Annotated in this window: 17 protein-coding genes; 7 read left to right on the forward strand and 10 right to left on the reverse strand. The window is 54.1% G+C overall.

Annotation, left to right across the window (positions count from 1 at the left end; all coding sequences use genetic code 11):
- Positions 1–5 precede the first annotated feature (5 nt).
- The 6 genes from glmS (at position 6) to phoU (ending at position 6,688) form a co-directional block, all read left to right on the forward strand.
- Positions 6–1,835, forward strand: a complete 1,830-nt coding sequence (gene glmS, locus ACJ9Y9_RS23900) for a glutamine--fructose-6-phosphate transaminase (isomerizing) (protein WP_028017766.1) — start codon at positions 6–8, stop codon at positions 1,833–1,835.
- Between the two features lie 321 nt (positions 1,836–2,156).
- Positions 2,157–3,197, forward strand: a complete 1,041-nt coding sequence (gene pstS / locus ACJ9Y9_RS23905) for a phosphate ABC transporter substrate-binding protein PstS (protein ID WP_028017767.1) — start codon at positions 2,157–2,159, stop codon at positions 3,195–3,197.
- Positions 3,198–3,278: 81 nt separating this feature from the next.
- Positions 3,279–4,238 carry a phosphate ABC transporter permease PstC gene (gene pstC / locus ACJ9Y9_RS23910; protein ID WP_028017768.1) on the forward strand — a complete coding sequence of 320 codons (960 nt, stop codon included), beginning with the start codon at positions 3,279–3,281 and terminating at the stop codon, positions 4,236–4,238.
- Entirely contained in the window at positions 4,238–5,128 is an 891-nt protein-coding gene (pstA, locus tag ACJ9Y9_RS23915) for a phosphate ABC transporter permease PstA (RefSeq protein WP_028017769.1), read from the forward strand. Before pstC ends, pstA begins: the two co-directional genes overlap by 1 nt.
- A gap of 47 nt (positions 5,129–5,175) precedes the next feature.
- A complete protein-coding gene (pstB, locus tag ACJ9Y9_RS23920) occupies positions 5,176–5,949 on the forward strand; it encodes a phosphate ABC transporter ATP-binding protein PstB (RefSeq protein WP_028017770.1) in 774 nt (257 codons plus the stop codon).
- A 13-nt stretch (positions 5,950–5,962) separates the two neighbouring features.
- Positions 5,963–6,688, forward strand: a complete 726-nt coding sequence (gene phoU / locus ACJ9Y9_RS23925) for a phosphate signaling complex protein PhoU (RefSeq protein WP_008500182.1) — start codon at positions 5,963–5,965, stop codon at positions 6,686–6,688.
- Between the two features lie 44 nt (positions 6,689–6,732).
- Here phoU and yieH read toward each other — a convergent pair whose 3' ends face one another.
- Positions 6,733–7,398, reverse strand: a complete 666-nt coding sequence (yieH, locus tag ACJ9Y9_RS23930) for a 6-phosphogluconate phosphatase (RefSeq protein WP_028017771.1) — start codon at positions 7,396–7,398, stop codon at positions 6,733–6,735.
- Positions 7,399–7,564: 166 nt separating this feature from the next.
- On the opposite strand from yieH, the gene adeP reads away from it, so the two are divergent.
- Positions 7,565–8,902 (forward strand): adenine permease AdeP, encoded by a 1,338-nt coding sequence (adeP, locus tag ACJ9Y9_RS23935; protein ID WP_028017772.1) that lies wholly within the window; start codon positions 7,565–7,567, stop codon positions 8,900–8,902.
- 62 nt (positions 8,903–8,964) lie between these two features.
- On the opposite strand, the gene ACJ9Y9_RS23940 is transcribed toward adeP, so the two are convergent.
- The 9 genes from ACJ9Y9_RS23940 to rpmH form a co-directional block, all read right to left on the reverse strand.
- The gene (locus ACJ9Y9_RS23940; protein ID WP_407226228.1) at positions 8,965–9,531 is read right to left on the reverse strand and encodes an NADPH-dependent FMN reductase; all 567 of its coding nucleotides are present in this window, start codon (positions 9,529–9,531) and stop codon (positions 8,965–8,967) included.
- A gap of 36 nt (positions 9,532–9,567) precedes the next feature.
- Positions 9,568–10,314 carry a 4'-phosphopantetheinyl transferase superfamily protein gene (locus ACJ9Y9_RS23945; protein WP_028017774.1) on the reverse strand — a complete coding sequence of 249 codons (747 nt, stop codon included), beginning with the start codon at positions 10,312–10,314 and terminating at the stop codon, positions 9,568–9,570.
- 122 nt (positions 10,315–10,436) lie between these two features.
- Complete coding sequence (yidZ, locus tag ACJ9Y9_RS23950) at positions 10,437–11,408, reverse strand: HTH-type transcriptional regulator YidZ (RefSeq protein WP_028017775.1); 972 nt, start codon at positions 11,406–11,408, stop codon at positions 10,437–10,439.
- Entirely contained in the window at positions 11,377–12,552 is a 1,176-nt protein-coding gene (locus ACJ9Y9_RS23955) for an MFS transporter (RefSeq protein WP_028017776.1), read from the reverse strand. Before ACJ9Y9_RS23955 ends, yidZ begins: the two co-directional genes overlap by 32 nt.
- Positions 12,553–12,663: 111 nt before the next feature.
- A complete protein-coding gene (gene mnmE / locus ACJ9Y9_RS23960; RefSeq protein ID WP_028017777.1) occupies positions 12,664–14,028 on the reverse strand; it encodes a tRNA uridine-5-carboxymethylaminomethyl(34) synthesis GTPase MnmE in 1,365 nt (454 codons plus the stop codon).
- A gap of 72 nt (positions 14,029–14,100) precedes the next feature.
- Positions 14,101–15,744, reverse strand: a complete 1,644-nt coding sequence (gene yidC / locus ACJ9Y9_RS23965; protein WP_028017778.1) for a membrane protein insertase YidC — start codon at positions 15,742–15,744, stop codon at positions 14,101–14,103.
- A 2-nt stretch (positions 15,745–15,746) separates the two neighbouring features.
- Positions 15,747–16,004 (reverse strand): membrane protein insertion efficiency factor YidD, encoded by a 258-nt coding sequence (gene yidD, locus ACJ9Y9_RS23970; RefSeq protein WP_001307474.1) that lies wholly within the window; start codon positions 16,002–16,004, stop codon positions 15,747–15,749.
- Complete coding sequence (gene rnpA / locus ACJ9Y9_RS23975; RefSeq protein WP_024907873.1) at positions 15,968–16,327, reverse strand: ribonuclease P protein component; 360 nt, start codon at positions 16,325–16,327, stop codon at positions 15,968–15,970. Before rnpA ends, yidD begins: the two co-directional genes overlap by 37 nt.
- Positions 16,328–16,343: 16 nt before the next feature.
- Positions 16,344–16,484 (reverse strand): 50S ribosomal protein L34, encoded by a 141-nt coding sequence (gene rpmH, locus ACJ9Y9_RS23980; protein ID WP_000831330.1) that lies wholly within the window; start codon positions 16,482–16,484, stop codon positions 16,344–16,346.
- Between the last annotated feature and the right edge of the window lie 600 nt (positions 16,485–17,084).

Consider the following 17,084-nt stretch of genomic DNA (forward strand, 5'->3'; position numbering starts at 1 on the left):
AAACTATGTGTGGAATTGTTGGCGCAGTTGCGCAGCGTGATATTGCTGAAATCCTTCTCGAAGGTTTACGTCGTCTGGAATACCGTGGCTATGACTCTGCTGGTCTGGCCGTGGTCGATGCAGAAGGTCATATGACCCGTCTGCGTCGTCTCGGTAAAGTGCAGATGCTGGCCCAGGCTGCGGAAGAACATCCGCTGCATGGTGGTACCGGTATTGCGCACACCCGCTGGGCGACGCACGGCGAACCGTCTGAAGGCAACGCGCACCCGCATGTGTCTGAACACATCGTGGTCGTGCACAACGGCATTATCGAAAACCACGAACCGCTGCGCGAAGAACTGAAAGCGCGCGGCTATACCTTCGTCTCTGAAACTGACACCGAAGTGATTGCTCACCTGGTGCACTGGGAGCTGGAGCAGGGCGGTACACTGCGTGACGCAGTCCTGCGTGCTATCCCTCAGCTGCGCGGTGCATACGGCACGGTGATCATGGACTCACGCGATCCGTCCACGCTGCTGGCCGCACGTTCCGGTAGCCCGATGGTTATCGGTATGGGCATGGGTGAAAACTTTATCGCCTCTGACCAGCTTGCGCTCCTGCCAGTTACCCGTCGCTTTATCTTCCTGGAAGAGGGTGATATTGCGGAAGTGACTCGTCGCAGCGTGGCCGTATTCGATACCAAAGGCGAGCAGGTGAAACGCCAGGAGATCGAATCTAACCTGCAGTACGACGCGGGCGACAAAGGCGCTTACCGTCACTACATGCAGAAAGAGATTTACGAGCAGCCAAACGCCATCAAAAACACCCTTACCGGGCGTATTAGCCACGGCGAGGTGGATCTGAGCGAGTTGGGTGCAAACGCGAACGAACTGCTCAGCAAGGTTGAGCATATTCAGATCGTGGCCTGCGGTACCTCCTACAACTCCGGTATGGTTTCTCGTTACTGGTTTGAATCCCTGGCGGGCGTGCCGTGTGATGTGGAAATCGCGTCTGAATTCCGCTATCGCAAATCCGCTGTGCGTCGTAACAGCCTGATGATCACCCTTTCCCAGTCTGGTGAAACGGCGGATACGCTGGCGGCGCTGCGTTTGTCTAAAGAGCTGGGCTACCTTGGCTCTCTGGCCATCTGTAACGTCCCTGGCTCATCGCTGGTGCGTGAATCCGATCTGGCGCTGATGACCAAAGCGGGTACCGAAATTGGCGTGGCTTCCACTAAAGCGTTTACCACTCAGCTGACCGTTCTGTTGATGCTGGTGGCGAAACTGGCACGTCTGAAAGGCGAGGATGCCTCTGTTGAGCATGACATCGTTCATGGCCTGCAGGCACTGCCGAGCCGTATTGAGCAGATGCTGTCCCAGGACAAACGCATTGAAGCACTGGCAGAAGATTTCTCCGACAAGCATCACGCCCTGTTCCTGGGTCGTGGCGATCAGTATCCGATTGCGCTGGAAGGCGCGCTGAAGCTGAAAGAGATCTCCTACATTCACGCGGAAGCCTATGCGGCAGGCGAGCTGAAACACGGCCCACTGGCGCTGATTGACGCCGATATGCCGGTCATCGTTGTGGCTCCTAACAACGAACTGCTGGAAAAACTGAAATCTAACATTGAAGAAGTGCGCGCCCGCGGTGGTGTTCTGTACGTCTTCGCCGACAAAGATGCCGGTTTTGTCAGCAATGACAACATGCACATCATCGAGATGCCGCATGTGGAAGAGGTGATTGCGCCGATCTTCTACACCGTTCCGCTGCAGTTGCTGGCTTATCACGTTGCGCTGATCAAAGGCACCGACGTTGACCAGCCGCGTAACCTGGCGAAGTCTGTCACCGTAGAATAATCCCTTCAGGCTCCACCTTCGGGTGGAGCTTTTCTATCCCGCCTGGCTTGTTTTTAATCAACTCTTTTGCGTTTTTATTTATGACAATCTGTCATCTTCAGCTACTTTTTTCAGTGTCACATAAAGAAAATATTTCTGAAAACGTCTTGTCATAAAAGTGGCTAACACGATGAAAATTAAGCTTTCTTCTGCTGGTTTTTAAGTGAAATTTCCATTGTCATAAAACTGTCATAATTCGTACATTTATCTGTCACCTGTTTGTCCTATTTTGCTCATCGTAGCCACTAAACAACGATTTACGAAAATCTTGCAGGAGACATTATGAAAGTTATGCGTACCACTGTCGCAACTGTTGTCGCCGCGACCTTATCTCTGAGCGCGTTCTCTGTATTTGCAGAAGCAAGCCTGACTGGCGCTGGTGCAACCTTCCCTGCGCCGGTGTATGCCAAATGGGCGGATACCTACCAGAAAGAAACCGGTAACAAGGTTAACTATCAGGGTATCGGCTCCTCCGGTGGCGTTAAACAAATTACCGCTAATACCGTTGATTTCGGCGCATCAGACGCTCCGCTGTCTGATGACAAACTGGCACAGGAAGGTCTGTTCCAGTTCCCGACCGTGATCGGCGGTGTGGTTCTGGCCATCAACCTGCCGGGCGTGAAGTCTGGTGAACTGGTGCTGGACGGCAAAACCCTGGGTGACATCTACCTGGGTAAAATCAAAAAATGGGATGACGAGGCGATTGCCAAACTCAACCCAGGCCTGAAACTGCCTTCTCAGAACATCGCTGTGGTTCGCCGCGCTGATGGTTCTGGTACCTCTTTCGTGTTCACCAGCTATCTGGCGAAAGTGAACGAAGAGTGGAAATCTAAAGTCGGTTCTGGCTCTACCGTTAACTGGCCAACTGGTTTGGGTGGTAAAGGCAACGACGGCATCGCCGCGTTCGTACAGCGTCTGCCAGGCTCTATCGGTTACGTAGAATACGCCTACGCTAAACAGAACAACCTGTCCTACACCAAACTGGTTTCTGCTGATGGTAAACCTGTCAGCCCGACCGAAGAGAACTTTGCCAACGCGGCAAAAGGCGCTGACTGGAGCAAATCTTTCGCTCAGGATCTGACTAACCAGAAAGGCGAAGGTGCATGGCCAATCACCTCTACCACCTTCATCCTGGTTCACAAAGAGCAGAAGAAACCTGAGCAGGGTGCCGAAGTGCTGAAGTTCTTCGACTGGGCGTACAAAAACGGCGGCAAACAGGCTAATGCCCTGGATTACGCTACCCTGCCAGAAAACGTGGTTGAGCAAATTCGCGCTGCGTGGAAAACCAACGTGAAAGATAGCAGCGGTAAGGCATTGTATTAATTTAGCATTCTGACGAAAATGGCGGGTGGCGCTTGCGCTTACCCGCCGATTTCGTAAACGCGTTTAACAGAAGAGTGATTTATGGCTGCAACCAAGCCTGCATTTAACCCTCCGGGTAAAAAAGGTGACATGATTTTCAGCGCGCTGGTAAAACTGGCTGCGCTGATTGTGCTATTGCTGCTGGGCGGCATTATCGTGTCTCTGATTTTCTCCTCCTGGCCGAGCATCCAGAAATTCGGTTTCTCCTTCCTGTGGACCAAAGAGTGGGACGCGCCGAACGATATCTACGGTGCGCTGGTGCCGATTTACGGCACGCTGGTGACCTCGTTCATCGCCCTGCTAATCGCGGTTCCCGTCAGTTTTGGTATTGCCCTGTTCCTGACGGAACTGGCACCGGGCTGGCTGCGTCGCCCACTGGGTATTGCCATCGAGCTGCTGGCGGCCATTCCGAGTATCGTTTACGGCATGTGGGGCCTGTTTATCTTTGCGCCGCTGTTCGCAACGTACTTCCAGGAACCCGTGGGTAATGTACTTTCTGCCATCCCGTTTGTGGGTGCCCTGTTCTCTGGCCCTGCTTTCGGTATCGGTATTCTGGCGGCTGGTGTGATCCTCGCCATCATGATTATTCCGTACATTGCGGCGGTCATGCGCGATGTCTTCGAACAAACGCCGGTGATGATGAAAGAGTCGGCCTACGGTATCGGCTGTACCACTTGGGAAGTTATCTGGCGCATTGTCCTTCCGTTCACCAAAAATGGGGTGATTGGCGGCGTGATGCTGGGTCTGGGACGTGCGCTGGGTGAGACAATGGCGGTGACCTTTATCATCGGTAACACCTACCAGCTCGACAGCGCATCACTCTTCATGCCGGGTAACAGTATTACCTCTGCACTGGCGAATGAATTTGCTGAGGCGGAATCCGGGCTGCACGTCGCGGCGTTGATGGAGCTGGGTCTGATTCTGTTCGTGATCACCTTCATTGTTCTGGCGATCTCCAAGCTGATGATTATGCGCCTCGCTAAAAATGAGGGGGCACGCTAATGGCAACTCTCGAAATGCAAGCTACCGCTGAACTGGCGGAATCCCGCCGCAAAATGCAGGCCCGACGCCGTTTTAAAAACCGTATCGCGCTGACGCTCTCAATGGGAACCATGGCATTTGGCCTGTTCTGGCTGGTCTGGATCCTCTTCTCGACGGTTGTGCGCGGGATTGACGGGATGTCGCTGGCGCTGTTTACCGAAATGACGCCACCGCCAAATACGGCGGGTGGTGGTCTGGCGAATGCCCTGGCGGGCAGCGGGTTGCTGATCCTGTGGGCAACGGTATTTGGTACGCCGCTGGGCATCATGGCAGGCATCTATCTTGCGGAGTACGGTCGTAAATCCTGGCTGGCGGAAGTCATTCGTTTCATCAATGACATCCTGCTTTCAGCCCCGTCTATCGTGGTGGGTCTGTTTGTTTACACCGTCGTGGTGGCACAGATGGAACACTTCTCCGGCTGGGCGGGTGTGATTGCGCTGGCGCTGTTGCAGGTGCCTATCGTCATTCGTACTACCGAGAACATGCTGAAACTGGTGCCGGACAGCCTGCGTGAAGCGGCTTACGCACTGGGAACGCCGAAATGGAAAATGATCTCTGCGATTACGCTGAAAGCGTCAGTCTCCGGGATCATGACCGGTATTTTGCTGGCAGTTGCGCGTATCGCGGGTGAAACAGCCCCGTTGCTGTTTACCTCCCTCTCCAACCAGTTCTGGAGCACGGACATGATGCAGCCTATCGCCAACCTGCCGGTGACGATCTTTAAATTTGCGATGAGCCCATTCGCGGAATGGCAGCAGCTGGCCTGGGCCGGGGTGCTGATCATTACCCTTTGCGTACTGTTGCTGAACATTCTGGCGCGCGTCATTTTCGCGAAGAAGAAACACGGTTAATTTTTTACGGCGCGGCAGCTCGCGGCGCCGAATGAGGAAATGAGTCAATGAGTATGGTTGATACTGCCCCGGGTAAGATTCAGGTTCGTGATTTGAACTTCTACTACGGCAAATTCCATGCCCTGAAGAATATCAACCTGGATATCGCGAAGAACCAGGTTACGGCATTCATCGGTCCGTCTGGCTGTGGTAAATCCACGCTGCTGCGTACCTTTAATAAAATGTATTCGCTCTATCCGGAGCAGCGCGCTGAAGGTGAAATCATCCTGGACGGCGAAAACATTCTGACCCAGGCTCAGGATATTGCTCTGCTGCGCGCAAAAGTGGGGATGGTGTTCCAGAAACCCACGCCGTTCCCGATGTCCATTTATGACAACATTGCGTTTGGTGTTCGCCTGTTTGAAAAACTCTCCCGTACCGATATGGACGAGCGTGTGCAATGGGCTTTGACCAAGGCCGCATTATGGAACGAAACCAAAGATAAGTTGCACCAGAGCGGGTACTCTCTCTCCGGTGGTCAGCAGCAGCGTCTGTGCATTGCGCGTGGTATCGCCATTCGCCCGGAAGTGTTGCTGCTGGATGAACCGTGTTCAGCGCTGGACCCGATCTCAACCGGTCGTATTGAAGAGTTGATCACCGAGCTGAAGCAGGATTACACCGTGGTTATCGTGACCCACAACATGCAGCAGGCTGCACGTTGTTCCGATTACACGGCGTTTATGTACCTGGGCGAGTTGATTGAGTTCAGCGATACGGATGCGCTGTTCACCAGACCCGCTAAAAAGCAAACTGAAGATTATATTACTGGCCGCTACGGTTGATTTGGAGTGAACCATGGACAACCTTAATCTTAATAAACACATTTCAGGCCAGTTCAACGCAGAGCTGGAAAGCATTCGCACGCAGGTCATGACCATGGGTGGCATGGTTGAGCAGCAGCTTTCCGATGCGATCACGGCAATGCACAACCAGGACAGCGAGCTGGCGAAGCGCGTCATTGAAGGCGACAAAAACGTCAACATGATGGAAGTCGCTATCGACGAGGCCTGCGTTCGTATTATCGCCAAGCGTCAGCCAACAGCGAGCGACCTGCGCCTGGTGATGGCGATTATCAAAACCATCGCCGAGCTGGAACGTATTGGAGACGTGGCGGATAAAATCTGCCGCACCGCGCTGGAGAAATTCTCTCAGCAGCACCAGCCACTGCTGGTGAGCCTGGAGTCGCTGGGTCGTCACACCGTGCAGATGCTGCATGACGTGCTGGATGCCTTTGCGCGTATGGATCTGGACGAAGCGGTACGTATCTACCGTGAAGACAAGAAAGTCGACCAGGAATACGAAGGCATCGTGCGTCAGCTGATGACCTACATGATGGAAGATTCACGTACGATCCCAAGCGTACTGACTGCCCTGTTCTGCGCGCGCTCCATTGAGCGTATCGGTGACCGTTGCCAGAACATTTGCGAATACATCTTCTACTTCGTGAAGGGTCAGGACTTCCGTCACGTGGGCGGCGATGAGCTGGATAAGCTGCTGGCGGGTAAAGATCCGAAAGAGTAATACCTGAGGCGGGTGGCGCTAGCGCTTACCCGCCCTACGTTAACTTAACGCGTAATATCCCACCCACGCGCCTTCCACAGTGCTAGCAACTGCGCCAGATCGGTAAAGGTCGTCACTTTTGGATGATCGATCGGTTTGTTGTGCGGATCGGCGCAGAAGTAAAACACTTCCATTCCCGCATCAATCCCTGACTGCGCGCCCGCAGACGAGTCATCCACCAGAATGCAGTTTTCTACGTTAACGTTCATCGCGTTGGCCGCATGGAACATCAGCGCCGGATCGGGCTTCCAGCGTTGAATATCGTAGCCGCTGAACAGTTTTTCCGGGAAATGATGCAACATCTCCAGTTTCCCCAGCGAGTGCTGCATTTTGCTGACCGGGCCATTGGATACCACACAGATTGGCACCGTCATCGCATCCAGAAGCGCATTCGCCCCGGCGATGACCTCCAGTTCGGAATCAAACAGGCGTGCGACCTCGGCGCGGTAAACCGGCTCGAGATCCCCTTTTGCCAGATCCACACCGTGCTCGTCGTTAATGATGTCGATAATCTCGTACAGTTTTACGCCTTTAAAGCGTTTGAACACCTCTTCGAGATCGAGCGTAATACCAAATTCCTGGAACATGGCGACATACGCACGGGAACAAATGACCTCACTGTCGACAAGCGTACCGTCGCAGTCGAAAAATACCGCCTCAATTCCGGACATGTCTTTCCCTTTTAACAAGTTTAACGTTTACGTGGTGTGGTTTTACGACACGCAATCGTTGCCGTATAAGCAAATTCAATGAAAAAAAGTACCCTATAACCGCCCTTATTGTCGCATTTTGGTATAGGATAGCGACGAATTTTCCCTCCTTGTTCGGAAATTGATGATGAGTCAACAACACACTACCCAGGCATCTGGTCAGGGTCTGCTTGAGCGCGTGTTTAAACTGCGCGAGCACGGCACAACGGCACGCACCGAAGTGATCGCCGGTTTCACCACCTTCCTGACGATGGTCTATATCGTTTTTGTTAACCCACAAATTCTGGGCGTTGCTGGCATGGATACCAGCGCCGTCTTCGTGACCACCTGTCTGATCGCGGCTCTTGGCAGCATCCTGATGGGCGTGTTCGCTAACCTGCCGGTTGCACTGGCACCGGCGATGGGCCTGAACGCGTTCTTCGCGTTCGTGGTTGTTCAGGCGATGGGCCTGCCGTGGCAAGTGGGCATGGGCGCTATCTTCTGGGGCGCTATTGGTCTGCTGTTGCTGACTATTTTCCGCGTACGTTACTGGATGATTGCCAACATTCCTGTGAGCCTGCGCGTGGGCATTACCAGCGGTATTGGTCTGTTCATCGGTATGATGGGGCTGAAAAACGCCGGCGTTATCGTGGCTAACCCGGATACGCTGGTAAGCATCGGTCACCTGACCTCTCACAACGTGCTGCTGGGCGTGCTGGGCTTCTTTATCATCGCGATCCTGGCTTCCCGCAATATTCATGCGGCGGTGCTGGTATCCATCGTGGTGACCACGCTGCTGGGCTGGCTGCTGGGTGACGTTCACTACAACGGTATCGTTTCTGCGCCACCGAGTGTTTCCACCGTTATTGGTCATGTTGATTTGGCGGGTTCCCTGAACCTGGGTCTGGCGGGCGTAATTTTCTCCTTTATGCTGGTCAACCTGTTCGACTCCTCCGGTACCCTGATTGGCGTGACCGACAAAGCAGGTCTGGCCGATGAGAAAGGGAAGTTCCCACGCATGAAGCAGGCGCTGTTCGTTGACAGCATCTCGTCTGTTGCGGGCTCATTTATCGGTACCTCTTCTGTTACCGCTTATATTGAATCCTCTTCCGGTGTTTCTGTGGGAGGCCGTACTGGTCTGACGGCGGTCGTGGTGGGTATCCTGTTCCTGCTGGTGATCTTCCTTTCGCCGCTGGCGGGAATGGTTCCACCGTATGCGGCAGCCGGCGCGCTGATCTACGTAGGTGTGCTGATGACCTCCAGCCTGTCACGCGTGAAGTGGGATGACTTAACCGAAGCGGTGCCAGCGTTTATTACCGCCGTGATGATGCCGTTCAGCTTCTCGATTACCGAAGGTATCGCGCTGGGCTTTATCTCTTACTGCGTAATGAAGATCGGTACGGGTCGCTTCCGCGACCTCAGCCCATGCGTCATCGTTGTCGCGCTGCTGTTTGTGCTGAAGATTGTGTTTATTGACGCCAAATAAACATGTTTGTTCCCTCTCCCTGCGGGAGAGGGCTAGGGTGAGGGCATCAGGCCGCAATAAGCTTAAGCCTTCACCCGCTTAATATAATCGCCAAACGCAGTCAGCTGACCAGACAGATGGTCACGCGTGCTCTGATCCACCACTTCACCCGTCTGCGGGTCGACCTTGTTCTGAATCACTCCGCCCATAAACTCCGGCTTGTTCATCACCATCGCATCCAGGAACACCAGAATCTGGCGCAGGTGATACTGGCAGCGCGCGCCGCCAATAGCACCCATAGAACTGGTCTGGATCAGCACGGGTTTACCTGAAAGAGGCTGCTCAGGGAGGCGGGATAACCAGTCAATGGCGTTTTTCAGACCGCCAGGAACGGAGTAGTTATACTCTGGTGTGACAATAACCACACCATCGGCCTGACGGATTTGCGCCGCCAGCGCCTCAGCGCTCTGCGGGAACCCTTCTTCCTGCTGGACATCTGCATCATAGAGCGGGATGTCACCAATAGATGGAAGGGCACTAATCTCCATACCTGCCGGTGCCAGCTGTGGCAGCGTGCGGGCAACCATCCCATTAAATGAACCTTTGCGCAGGCTTCCCAGTAACGTAACGACTTTTAACGTATCAGACATGATTACTCCTGTTTCATCATGATGACCCTGAATGGATCAGCTAAGGGTGTATGCTTTTTCTGCCGGTAAACTGGTTAAACGCATCAGGCGTGCGGCGGGCTCGTTGGCGCGTTCTGGCACATCAGGAAGGCTACGCCATCCCTGTTGACTGTCAAATTCCCAGATTTTCATGCGTTCGATAGCGGGGGTAACCGCAATGGACCAAATGAGGACATCCTCTGCGTCACTGAGCGCTTCTACCAGCGTAGCTTGGGTGGCTCGAAGACGTCCGGAACCTGGCAGCAGCTGCAGCATACTGGCGTCGTCTGAGGCGCATCCACAGAGCTTTCGAATGCTCTGGCGTAGGGTGATGAGCTGAGCTCTGGCCTCGTTGGGATCGTTCTGGTTACGCACCCACAGCTTTTCATTGCTGGAGAGCGGGTAATCATCGTGTGGGTTCGCGCCGTGGATGCCCCGGGTTGCGCGCTGAAGTTCCATATCCAGCCCACAATTCCCTTCGGTGGTGAGTGCTACCCCAATGATATTGCCCGTATAGGCAATGGAAAAACGGGGGAGATCCGGGTTAGCAAAAACCGGGCGGCCTTCAGGTTGGGTGATGATATCCGGCAGTTCACTGGTGCCGTACAACATAAACAACAGCTCTGCGAGAAGCGCTCTGGACGCTAAAAAACGCGTCCTGCGGTGTTCCGGGAGTTTGCGTGCTTCACTGTGACAGGCTGAAGAAATTCGTGCCGATACGAGGCGTCCTTCTGTAAGTATCCCTCTTGCAAAGTGCGTTGCCATTTTTCGCTCCTTGATAATGGTCGTAATCGGTTAAACGGTTACATGATTATCGCTTAACTTCACTCCTGTTTTAATCAGTAAATGGGAGTAAGAGAAGCCTGAGGACCGAACTTTACATTTTCTTAGGTAAAAATTGGATCGCTGCCACCGTACAACGCCTTGATAGTCTCTCTCAACCAGAGAATTTTCGGATTATGGCTGTTCCGTTTATGCCAGATCAGGGTGAAGGGGACGGTCAACTTTTCAGCCTGCGCTTCGTCAATCGGAATAGGAAGCGCGATCAGCTTCCGCTGGTGGAGTTCATTGTAGTGGTGGCAGTAGTGGGGAGCCGTAGCGATATAATTATGGCCAGGCTGCGCCGCCATAAACATCGCCTGTTCGAAACCCGGCAGGCACATGGCGATATTGCGCTCACGTCCCATTTCCTTTAGCACCTCATCAAGCGCCCAGGTGTCGCTGCGCTCCCAGAAGATACTGATATGTGGGTAGCGCAGGAAGGTCTCCAGGTTCCACTCTTCCTGAAGTGCCGGGTGATCCTCACGCAGATAAACACACGGACGGTCACTAAACAGGATTTCGTAGTCGATAAACCACGGCAACAGCTTCAGCAGTTCGCGGGAACGTGGATGTGTTTCGCGACCGGTGAAGCCAAGATCCACTTCCCCACGCGTAATGGCGTCCAGAGAGTCGTAATCCCAGTGACGCATCTTCACCGTAGCCTGCGGATAGCGCTGGTTCACCTGCTCCAGCAGGGCGTTAAAGCGGATCAACATCAACGGCGTTTCGGCGGCCAGCACGAACGTCAGCCCGCCTGGCGCGTCATGGTGGAATTTATCGAGGATCTGGTTGCCTATTTGCATCCAGTCTGCCAGATCCTGCTCCAGGCTTACCGTCAGAGGCGTCGGCAGTAACCCTAACGGTGTTTTGACAAACAGCGGGTCGTCGAACCAGTCGCGCAGCTTGGCCAGTGATTTACTCACCGCGGACGGCGTCACGTTCATCCGCTTCGCCGCTTTGGTGACGCTGCGCTCCTGCAGCAACAGCTGCAGGCACAGCAACAGGTTAAGATCGAGACTGCTGATGGGCTTCTTCATAATTTGCCGCGGGCTGGATGAGCATAAGTAAGGTAATACAGACCATGCTACAGCCAATCAGAATCCCGATCAGCATATTGAGCGCATTAAGTCCGATTACCGCTGCCAGCCAAATCCACAGGGACGAGCCACAGACCTGAGCGATACCCAGCGCGGAGCTTGCCACGCCAGCCCGTAGTGAGAACGGGCCGAGCGCCTGGCTCATCGCCACGCCAAAGCCAACCGAGAATCCGGCGCAAATGAGGGTAATGCCTACCAGCATCACCACATGTGAGCTGGTGGTTGCCAGAATCACGCCTGCTGCGAGAAATAACACCTGTGAGGTCAGCATCAACGTGCGCTGGCTGAAAATATTTAGCGCAAAGGGGGTGGAAAACGAGACGGCCATACTGACCATCGCGGTTAATGCCATCACTGTTGAATACTCACCCCGATCGAAGCCCATAGTCTCCATCAGTAAAACCGGGGAAACGTTTACATAGGTCAGGATCACCGCCACGCTTAACGTGGTTACGGCCAGACGACTGAGGAAAAAGCGATTAAGCAGCTTCTCGGCTGGATGAATTGTTGGGGTATGACCGGTATTCTGCGAGCCAGGGTGGGTCTCTTTCAGCACAGTGATGGACAGGATAAATACCAGCGCGCCCATGGCCGCCATGGTCCAGAACAGGCTCTGCCACGGGAATTTCAGCATGATCAGATATCCCACGACCGGGGCCAGCACCGGGATGATACAGGTAATACCGTTCAGCATCGAAAGCACTTTGGCGCGACGCTGGGCACTTAAGGTATCGCGCAAAATCGCAAAGGCAACGACGTAACAGCCACCGGCTCCAATGCCCTGGATAAACCGTCCAGCCAGGAACAAGGTACTGTTCTGCGCCTGTGAGCAGAGAAGAGAGGCCAGGGCAAAGATGATGGCACCCGTTATGGCGACGGGCTGACGACCTGCCTTATCTGCGACCTTCCCGGCAAACACCATCGATGACGCCATTCCCGCGAGATAGGCCGAAAACGCGATGTGCAGCTGAGCTTCACTGGCACCCAGATCGCGGGCAATGTGCGGTAATCCCACCAGATACATATCAATGCCAGACGGATAAAGCAGAACCAGCGCAAAACTACAAAACAGAAAACGAACCATAAACCCCCCATAAATGCAGGCAAGCAGAATAGGGGGTGAAAGGGGATTAAGCGAGTTGCCATTTGGACAATGGTGATTTCCTGAAAGGAAAACACCATTGGTTAGCGGAAATTATTTTCCAATACAGAAGCTTGAGAAGATTCTTCCCAGAAGATCGTCCGACGTAAACTCCCCGGTGATCTCACTCAGATTCTGCTGTGCCAGACGCAGCTCTTCCGCCAGCAGTTCACCCGCCCACGCACCAATCAGCTGCGCTTTGCCCTGGTCAAGATGGCGTGCCGCCTCTTCCAGCGCCTGCAGGTGACGACGACGCGCCAGGAAGCCACCTTCCATGCTGGTGTCAAAGCCCATGCTCTGCTTGAGATGGTTACGCAGGTCGTCAACGCCTTCACCGGTACGCGCCGACAGACGGATTAGTGAGTGACCATTCACATCGCTGATGCCCAGCGTTTCGCCAGTCACATCTGCTTTATTTCGCACCACGGTGATAGGCAGCTTCGCCGGCAGACGGGCAATAAAGTCTGGCCAGATCTCTGCCGGGTCCACAGCGTCGGTCGTGGTGCCATCCACCATAAACAGCACGCGGTCGGCCTGCTCGATCTCCTGCCAGGCGCGTTCGATACCGATGCGCTCGACTTCGTCGCTGGCATCGCGCAGACCGGCGGTATCAATGATATGCAGCGGCATGCCGTCGATATGGATGTGCTCGCGCAGTACGTCGCGGGTGGTGCCGGCAATGTCGGTCACGATCGCCGCTTCACGGCCCGCCAGGGCGTTCAAAAGGCTCGATTTCCCGGCGTTAGGACGTCCGGCGATGACCACCTTCATCCCTTCCCGCAGCAGGCTACCCTGACGCGCTTCGGCGCGCACTGCGTCGAGGTCGGCCATCACCTGGTTGAGCTGGGCTTCGATTTTACCGTCAGAGAGGAAGTCGATCTCCTCATCCGGGAAGTCGATAGCCGCTTCCACGTAGATCCGCAGGTGAGTAAGTGCTTCCACAAGGTGATTCACGCGCGCGGAGAATGCCCCTTGCAGCGAGTTCAGGGCGGAGCGAGCAGCCTGTTCAGAACTGGCGTCGATCAGGTCCGCTATCGCCTCGGCTTGCGCCAGATCGAGCTTGTCGTTCAGGAACGCGCGCTCGGAAAACTCACCCGGTTTTGCGATACGCAGGCCTGGCAGGGTCAGGATACGTTTTAACAGCAAATCGAGGATAACCGGGCCACCGTGACCCTGTAGTTCCAGCACGTCTTCACCGGTAAAAGAGTTTGGGCCAGGAAACCACAGCGCAATGCCCTGGTCCAGCGGCGTGCCGTCGGTATCTTTAAACGGCAGGTAATCAGCGTAGCGGGGTTTTGGCAGTTTACCCAGTACCGCTTCGGCGACCTCGCGCGCCTTCAGGCCGGAGATACGCAGAATGCCTACACCACCGCGTCCCGGTGGGGTTGCCTGGGCGACGATAGTGTCGTTATGGCTCATGGTTGGTCTCGTTCAATACAAATAAAAAAGGCGGTCAATCGACCGCCCTTATTTTAGCGTTAACTTACCGAATCAGGACTTTTTCTTTTCGCGGCTATGCAGGCCACGTTTTTCCAGACCACGGTAAATTAGCTGCTGCTGGATGATGGTCACCAGGTTGCTGACGATATAGTACAGCACCAGACCTGACGGGAACCACAGGAAGAACACGGTGAAGATGACCGGCATAAAGGTCATGATCTTCTGCTGCATCGGGTCGGTCACGGTGGTCGGAGACATCTTCTGGATGAAGAACATCGTCACGCCCATCAGGATCGGCAGGATGTAGTACGGGTCCTGTGCAGACAGGTCATGGATCCACAGCGCGAACGGCGCATGGCGCAGCTCAACGGAACCCATCAGCATGTAGTACAGCGCAAGGAAGATTGGCATCTGAATCAGCAGTGGGAAGCAACCACCCAGTGGGTTTACTTTCTCTGCTTTATACAGGGCCATCATCTCCTGGCTCTGACGCTGTTTGTCATCGCCCAGACGCTCACGCATGGCCTGAATCTTCGGCTGCAGCATGCGCATCTTCGCCATGGAGGTGTACTGCGCTTTAGTCAGCGGGTACATGATGCCACGAACGATGAAGGTGATAACGATGATGGAGAAGCCCCAGTTACCCAGGAAGCTGTGGATGAACTTCAGCAGCTTAAACAGCGGCTGGGAGATGAACCACAACCAACCGTAATCTACGGTCAGGTCCAGGTGTGGCGCAACGGCGGCCATTTTGTCCTGGATTTCCGGGCCGACCCACAGGGTGCTTGCCATTTTACCGGTTTGACCCGGCTGAACCAGAACTGGCTGAGATTTGTAGCCGATGGCTGCAAGACCGTTACCCAGGTTCGCGGTGTAGAAGTTGTTGGTACCGTCGTTATTAGGCACCCATGCAGTGGCGAAATACTGCTGCAGCATTGCCACCCAACCGCCTTTAGCGCTGACGTTCAGGTTTTCGTTATCGGCAATGGTGTCGAATTTGTATTTCTCATACTTCGCGTCAGGCGTGGAGTACGCCGCGCCACGGAAGGTATGCAGCGCAAAGTTGCTGCTTCCGGTGTCACGGTGAGACGGCAGATTGATGGACTGCTTCAGCTGGCCAAAGGTCGACAGTTCCAGTGGTTTCGCACTGGCGTTCTGTACGGTGTAGCCCACGTTCACCGCATACTCACCGCGTTTCAGGGTGAAGGTTTTAGTGAAGGTGTTGCCTGCAGCGTCGGTATACGTCATCGGGATAACGAGTTCGTTCTGACCATCAGCCAGTACAAAGGTGTCGTTCTCGACGTTATACAGTGGACGCGCACCGTTAGCCGGGTTATCCGGGCCATCACGACCGGTCAGGCCGCTCTGCGCCTGGTAGATAAACTCAGGCGTGGTTTCCAGTAACTGGAACGGTTCGTTAGACTTCAGCTCTTTCGGGTAGGTCAACAGCAGCGCCTGCTCAACATCACCACCACGGGTGTTAATAGTCAGCTCAAGCACATCGGTCTTAACCGTAATCTGTTTCCCCTGGCCACTGGCCGGTACGCCCTGGTCGGCGGCGCTACCCGCTGCGGTGGTCGTGGTCTGCGTGGTCTGCTGCTGGGGTTGAGGATTTTTATCCTGCTCCCATGCCTGCCAGATCATGAAAGACACGAACAACAAAGCGATGATAAGAAGATTGCGTTGCGAATCCATCGTTAGTGTTCTCTGGTATCAAAGGGTCCTGGAGGGACGGGGTCGTCTCCACCGGGGTGTAAAGGGTGGCATTTTAATACGCGTTTCACCGTCAACCAACTGCCTTTTATCACTCCAAACCTGCGCAATGCCTCAATTCCGTAGCTTGAGCACGTTGGTGTGAAACGGCAATGTGGCCCGAGTAGCGGACTAATCAGGCGTTGATAGACCCGAATGAGGGCTATCAGGACCCGTGAGCCAGGCGACAGTGGCGGCGCCATAATTTTTCCAACGCTTCCGAGAGAGCACGGTTATCGAGGTCGGCAACCCCCTTTTTAGCCACCACCACGAAATCCATCGAAGGCAGTTCGTGCTGACGTAAACGGAAGCTTTCACGCGTCAGACGTTTAATCCGATTGCGTTCATGCGCTCGCTTAACATTTTTCTTGGCGACTGTGAGACCGATGCGGGGATGCCCCAGCGAATTTTGGCGGCCGAGGATGGTGATTTGCGGCGTGCCAGCCCGTTGTGGCTGCTGGAAGACGAAAGTGAAATGAGCGGGAGTTAACAAACGTAACTCCCTGGGAAATGCTAGCTTAACCACTCAGGGGTTAGCTTTATTACTTGGAAACGGTCAGACGAGCGCGGCCTTTAGCACGACGACGTGCCAGAACCTGACGACCATTTTTAGTAGCCATACGAGCACGGAAGCCGTGAGAACGGTTGCGCTTCAGTACAGACGGTTGAAAAGTGCGTTTCATGGCGATTTCTACCTAAACTTGAATAAATTCACTGACTTTTGCGTATACCCGAACGAATTTCGAACGACTAACGCCTCAGCGTGGGTGATTAAAGAGGCCGGATTGTAATAATTGTACACTCCGGAGTCAATTCTCTTTCCTTATTTCCCGCGTATTTCCGCACGTTTTCGCGTGGAAAATGAGCAACGGACGACGCAGGAAGATGAGCATCACGCGCCGGGTCGAGGATTATACGGGCTCGTCGACAAAGCGCAAGGATCGTCCCGGATCTTCGTTAGATCATTTAAGCAATAAATTGTCTGTGCTCATTAATTTTTCCAATATGCGGGCTAAATCGTGGGGCACTTGTGCCAGGATCGTTTACACTTACCCGGTTTCGGATCGTCCTGTGGATAAATCGGGAAGAATCTGTGAGAAACAGAAGATCTCTGGCTCAGTTTAGGCTATGATCCGCGGTCCCGATCGGGATCCCAGGATCCTGGTCAGGATTAAATTGCAGATAGCAATTCGCACATCCCCCTATGCACAGGGTCATGTCGATGTGCGCCAACAATCATGAATATTCAATAGTTTTCTTTTATTGTTCGAGTGGAGTCCGCC

The organism is Enterobacter sp. CPE_E1241 (genome assembly GCF_045618265.1).
GTDB lineage: Bacteria > Pseudomonadota > Gammaproteobacteria > Enterobacterales > Enterobacteriaceae > Enterobacter > Enterobacter adelaidei.

Bases quoted from the DNA above. Each gene is read 5' to 3' on its own strand.
- ACJ9Y9_RS23945 (WP_028017774.1), bottom strand. From the start codon at position 10,314: ATGGCAACGCACTTTGCAAGAGGGATACTTACAGAAGGACGCCTCGTA.
- pstB (WP_028017770.1), top strand. From the start codon at position 5,176: ATGAGTATGGTTGATACTGCCCCGGGTAAGATTCAGGTTCGTGATTTG.
- ACJ9Y9_RS23955 (WP_028017776.1), bottom strand. From the start codon at position 12,552: ATGGTTCGTTTTCTGTTTTGTAGTTTTGCGCTGGTTCTGCTTTATCCG.
- yidD (WP_001307474.1), bottom strand. From the start codon at position 16,004: ATGGCGCCGCCACTGTCGCCTGGCTCACGGGTCCTGATAGCCCTCATT.
- adeP (WP_028017772.1), top strand. From the start codon at position 7,565: ATGAGTCAACAACACACTACCCAGGCATCTGGTCAGGGTCTGCTTGAG.
- rpmH (WP_000831330.1), bottom strand. From the start codon at position 16,484: ATGAAACGCACTTTTCAACCGTCTGTACTGAAGCGCAACCGTTCTCAC.
- pstA (WP_028017769.1), top strand. From the start codon at position 4,238: ATGGCAACTCTCGAAATGCAAGCTACCGCTGAACTGGCGGAATCCCGC.
- glmS (WP_028017766.1), top strand. From the start codon at position 6: ATGTGTGGAATTGTTGGCGCAGTTGCGCAGCGTGATATTGCTGAAATC.
- ACJ9Y9_RS23940 (WP_407226228.1), bottom strand. From the start codon at position 9,531: ATGTCTGATACGTTAAAAGTCGTTACGTTACTGGGAAGCCTGCGCAAA.
- pstC (WP_028017768.1), top strand. From the start codon at position 3,279: ATGGCTGCAACCAAGCCTGCATTTAACCCTCCGGGTAAAAAAGGTGAC.
- pstS (WP_028017767.1), top strand. From the start codon at position 2,157: ATGAAAGTTATGCGTACCACTGTCGCAACTGTTGTCGCCGCGACCTTA.
- yieH (WP_028017771.1), bottom strand. From the start codon at position 7,398: ATGTCCGGAATTGAGGCGGTATTTTTCGACTGCGACGGTACGCTTGTC.
- yidC (WP_028017778.1), bottom strand. From the start codon at position 15,744: ATGGATTCGCAACGCAATCTTCTTATCATCGCTTTGTTGTTCGTGTCT.
- yidZ (WP_028017775.1), bottom strand. From the start codon at position 11,408: ATGAAGAAGCCCATCAGCAGTCTCGATCTTAACCTGTTGCTGTGCCTG.
- mnmE (WP_028017777.1), bottom strand. From the start codon at position 14,028: ATGAGCCATAACGACACTATCGTCGCCCAGGCAACCCCACCGGGACGC.
- phoU (WP_008500182.1), top strand. From the start codon at position 5,963: ATGGACAACCTTAATCTTAATAAACACATTTCAGGCCAGTTCAACGCA.